This is a genomic window from Pseudomonas agronomica, assembly GCF_025917275.1.
GTDB classification, from domain to species: domain Bacteria; phylum Pseudomonadota; class Gammaproteobacteria; order Pseudomonadales; family Pseudomonadaceae; genus Aquipseudomonas; species Aquipseudomonas agronomica.
Map to the genome: position 1 here is coordinate 1 of NZ_JAOSHO010000426.1, position 4382 is coordinate 4382.

Here is a 4382-nt window from a genome sequence, read left to right on the forward strand (position 1 = left end):
AGGTTTTGTGCCTACAGTAACGGCGTGGTTTACAGATTGAGATTGCGGTTCGAGGCCTTGAGGAATTCCTGCTTCAACTCGGCAAACGTATGCACCGCCGGGAATTGCGGGAATTCGCGGATCACGTTTTCAGGCGCATGGAACAGGATCCCGGCGTCGGCTTCGCCCAGCATCGTGGTGTCGTTGTAGGAATCCCCCGCCGCAATCACCCGGTAATACAGACTTTTGAAGGCCAGGACCGACTGGCGCTTCGGATCTTTCTGACGCAGCTGGTAGCCGGTCACTCGACCGTTGTCATCAGTAATCAGACGATGGCAGAGCAGTGTCGGGAAGCCCAGCTGACGCATCAGCGGTTGGGAAAATTCATAAAAGGTGTCAGAGAGGATTACCACCTGGAACCGCTCACGCAGCCAATCGACGAATTCGGCCGCGCCATCCAGGGGCTTGAGGGTGGCGATGACTTCCTGGATGTCGGAGAGCTTGAGGCCGTGTTCATCGAGGATGCGCAACCGTTGCTTCATCAGCACGTCGTAGTCGGGAATGTCCCGAGTGGTTGCCCTGAGGGATTCAATCCCGGTTTTTTCAGCGAAGGCGATCCAGATCTCCGGGACCAGCACACCTTCCAGGTCGAGACAGGCAATTTCCACAAGACACTCCCATTTTTTCTGATGTTTATCGGTTGAGCGAACAAAAGGCCTGCCGACTCTAGCCATTCGTTGAAGCCCGCGCAACGCACAGGGACGCGCCAGCCCCGGCAGCTTTTGTTACCATCAGCCCATATAGAGCGCCCAGCGCCACCGACCTGTAGGAAACCGCCCTGATGAGCCCATCGTTCGACGTCGTGGAACTCGCCACGACCTATGCCAACAAATCCCCGCAGGACATTCTCAAGCTGGCCTTCGCCGAATTCGGCGATGACCTGTGGATATCCTTCAGCGGCGCCGAAGACGTGGTGCTGGTGGACATGGCCTGGAAACTGAACAAGAACGTCAAAGTGTTCAGCCTCGACACCGGCCGCCTGCACCCGGAAACCTACCGCTTCATCGACCAGGTGCGCGAGCACTACAAGATCGACATCGAGCTGATCTCGCCCGACCATACGAAACTGGACCCTTTCGTGAAGGAAAAAGGCCTGTTCAGCTTCTACAAGGACGGCCACGGCGAGTGCTGTGGCATTCGCAAGATCGAGCCGTTGCGGCGCAAGCTGACCGATGTCCGCGCCTGGGCCACCGGCCAGCGCCGCGACCAGAGCCCTGGCACCCGCAGTCAGGTGGCGGTATTGGAAATTGACACAGCGTTCTCGACCCCGAAGCGCACGCTGTACAAATTCAACCCACTGTCGCAGATGACCAGCGAAGAAGTCTGGGGTTATATCCGCATGCTCGAGCTGCCTTACAACAGCCTGCACGAGCGCGGCTTCATCAGCATCGGCTGCGAGCCCTGCACCCGCCCGGTGTTGCCGAACCAGCATGAGCGCGAAGGTCGTTGGTGGTGGGAAGAAGCTACGCAGAAAGAATGCGGGCTACATGCCGGGAACATCATCGCCAAGTCCAAGTCTGTCTAAACGCCGGCCGAAGGATGTACACAAAAATGTCACCACTGGTGGCATTTTTTGTGTGCATCTATCTCGTGACTGCCCCTAAAAGTTACACATTCTTCCCGCCTCGCTCGCCCTACCCTTGCGCCACCGTTCGCAAAAAAATAAATACCTGTTCAATTGGTCAATTTTTAACTGCCTAGTTTCAGTGACTTATTAAACAACCATAACGAAACGAAATTACAACCGCCTCGAATAGATCTGTAAGTGGCACAGAACTGGCTTTAGTCGACAAATGTTTTGTATACAACATCTACAAAACATACACACACTTTCGATCCGCAAGCCTGAAGCGCCCTATCCCGTACAGGCTGCAGATGCCCCGTAACCATGTTGCTCGCCCGCCGCGACGAAGATCTGCCGAGCTCCACGCTCATGCACAGTCACCGTGGCCCGAGGATCAGGAGCCTGCCGGAATGCGTACAAGTCTTTCCAATAACATCGCGCTGGATCTGCCCTCCCCAACCGCTGCCTTCGATGAACAAACCGCAGCCCCCCTCACCTTGAGCCCCAGGCTGCACAACAAGGACCTCGCCCCCACCAAAACCGAAGGTCGGCGCTGGGGTCGCTACAGCATCTTTGCCCTGTGGACCAACGATGTGCATAACATCGCCAACTATTCATTCGCCATCGGCCTGTATGCCTTGGGCCTGGGCGGTTGGCAGATATTGTTGTCCCTGGGGATCGGCGCGGCGCTGGTGTATGGCTTCATGAACCTGTCCGGCTACATGGGGCAGAAGACCGGAGTGCCTTTTCCCGTCATCAGCCGAATCAGTTTCGGCATCCATGGCGCGCAGATTCCTGCGCTGATCAGGGCCGTCATCGCCATCGCCTGGTTCGGCATCCAGACGTACTTGGCATCCGTGGTGTTCCGGGTGTTGTTGACCGCTATCCACCCAGGCTTTGCCGAATACGATCACAACTCAATTCTCGGGCTGTCGAGCCTGGGCTGGGTGTGTTTCGTGGCGATCTGGTTCGTGCAACTGATGATCCTCGCCTACGGGATGGAAACGGTTCGCCGCTACGAAGGCTTCGCTGGACCGGTCATCCTGGTGACGGTGGCGGCCCTCGCCGGTTGGATGTACTTCCAGGCCGATGCAACCATCGCCTGGTCGATCCGCGAGCCCCTGACGGGCGGCGAGATGTGGCGCAACATATTCGCCGGTGGCGCGCTGTGGCTGGCGATCTACGGCACGCTGATCCTCAACTTCTGCGACTTCGCCCGCTCTTCTCCATGCCGTCGGACCATCATCGTCGGAAATTTCTGGGGCCTGCCGGTGAATATCCTGGTGTTCGCCGCCATCACCATCCTGCTCTGCGGTGCGCAGTTCCAGATCAACGGCCAGATCATCGAGAGCCCGACCCAGGTCATTGCCTCTATTCCCGACACCTTCTTCCTGGTGCTCGGCTGCCTGGCGTTCCTGATCGTCACCGTGGCGGTGAACATCATGGCCAACTTCGTCGCCCCGGCGTTCGTGCTCAGCAACCTGGCGCCCAAGTATCTGACTTTCCGCCGCGCCGGGCTGATCAGCGCCGCCATCGCCGTGCTGATCCTGCCGTGGAACCTCTATAACAGCCCGCTGGTGATCGTGTATTTCCTGTCCGGCCTCGGCGCCCTGCTCGGGCCGCTCTATGGCGTGATCATGGTCGACTACTGGCTTGTGCGAAAAGGTCGCATCAACGTGCCGCAACTGTATAGCGAAGACCCAAACGGTGCGTATTTCTACAGCAACGGGGTCAACCTGCGTGCGGTGGCTGCATTCATTCCGGCGGCGCTGATTGCGATCATCCTGGCGCTGGTGCCCGGTTTCGACAGCATTTCACCGTTTTCCTGGCTGATTGGCGCTTCGATTGCAGGGTTGTTGTACCTGATCATTGCCAAGCGCGAGGCCTATTACGAGGACGTCAGCGGCGAGTCTATCGCTGTGGATAACGTCAGCCATTAACCCAGGGCAAGCGACCCGGATGATGCGGGTCGCCTGGCATTTCATTTAAAAAAGGACAGCTCATGCGAATTCTAGTGGTCAACGTCAACACGACCGAGTCCATTACCCAGGCCATTGCCCGCCAAGCCCAAGCGGTGGCCGCGCCGGGTACCGAGATCATCGGGCTCACGCCGCATTTCGGTGCCGACTCCATCGAAGGCAACTTTGAAAGCTACCTGGCGGCCATTGCAGTCATGGACCGGGTGATGTCCTACGACCAGCCGTACGATGCGGTGATCCAGGCCGGCTATGGCGAACATGGCCGTGAAGGCCTGCAGGAACTGCTGGATGTGCCGGTGGTGGACATCACCGATGCTGGTGCCAGCACCGCGATGTTCCTGGGCCATGCCTACTCGGTGGTCACGACGCTGGACCGCACCGTGCCGCTGATCGAAGACCGGCTCAAGCTGTCCGGCTTGTTCGACCGCTGCGCCTCGGTACGGGCCAGCGGCCTGGCGGTATTGGAGCTGGAGCAAGACCCGCAACGGGCCGTCGAAGCCATCGTGCAGCAAGCCGAACTGGCGGTCAGCCAGGACAAGGCCGAGGTGATCTGCCTGGGCTGCGGCGGCATGGCCGGGCTCGATGTGCAGATCCGCCAGCGCACCGGCGTGCCGGTGGTCGATGGGGTGACGGCGGCGGTGACGATTGCCGAATCGCTGGTGCGGCTGGGGCTGTCAACGTCCAAGGTGCGGACTTATGCGACGCCTCGGCCGAAAAACATCGTTGGCTGGCCGGGGCGGTTTGGGCGGTGAGTTCACGGATCTAGACCGCATCGAACCCTTCGCGAGCAGGCTCGCTCC

4 protein-coding genes are annotated in these 4382 nt (G+C 59.0%); 3 read left to right on the forward strand and 1 reads right to left on the reverse strand.

From position 1 onward, the window contains the following. Nucleotides 1–29: 29 nt before the first annotated feature. Complete coding sequence (gene thrH, locus OC610_RS22005) at nucleotides 30–647, reverse strand: bifunctional phosphoserine phosphatase/homoserine phosphotransferase ThrH (protein WP_264430747.1); 618 nt, start codon at nucleotides 645–647, stop codon at nucleotides 30–32. 173 nt (nucleotides 648–820) lie between these two features. On the opposite strand from thrH, the gene OC610_RS22010 reads away from it, so the two are divergent. The 3 genes from OC610_RS22010 (at nucleotide 821) to OC610_RS22020 (ending at nucleotide 4334) form a co-directional block, all read left to right on the forward strand. Next, the gene (locus OC610_RS22010) at nucleotides 821–1564 is read left to right on the forward strand and encodes a phosphoadenylyl-sulfate reductase (RefSeq protein WP_264430749.1); all 744 of its coding nucleotides are present in this window, start codon (nucleotides 821–823) and stop codon (nucleotides 1562–1564) included. A 449-nt stretch (nucleotides 1565–2013) separates the two neighbouring features. After that, a complete protein-coding gene (locus OC610_RS22015) occupies nucleotides 2014–3543 on the forward strand; it encodes an NCS1 family nucleobase:cation symporter-1 (RefSeq protein WP_264430750.1) in 1530 nt (509 codons plus the stop codon). Between the two features lie 62 nt (nucleotides 3544–3605). Beyond that, on the forward strand, nucleotides 3606–4334 hold the full coding sequence (locus tag OC610_RS22020) for an aspartate/glutamate racemase family protein (protein WP_264430753.1): 729 nt from the start codon (nucleotides 3606–3608) through the stop codon (nucleotides 4332–4334). Nucleotides 4335–4382 lie beyond the last annotated feature (48 nt).

Excerpts from the sequence above, each read along its gene's own strand:
- OC610_RS22010 (WP_264430749.1), top strand. The coding sequence starts at position 821 with ATGAGCCCATCGTTCGACGTCGTGGAACTCGCCACGACCTATGCCAAC.
- OC610_RS22015 (WP_264430750.1), top strand. The coding sequence starts at position 2,014 with ATGCGTACAAGTCTTTCCAATAACATCGCGCTGGATCTGCCCTCCCCA.
- OC610_RS22020 (WP_264430753.1), top strand. The coding sequence starts at position 3,606 with ATGCGAATTCTAGTGGTCAACGTCAACACGACCGAGTCCATTACCCAG.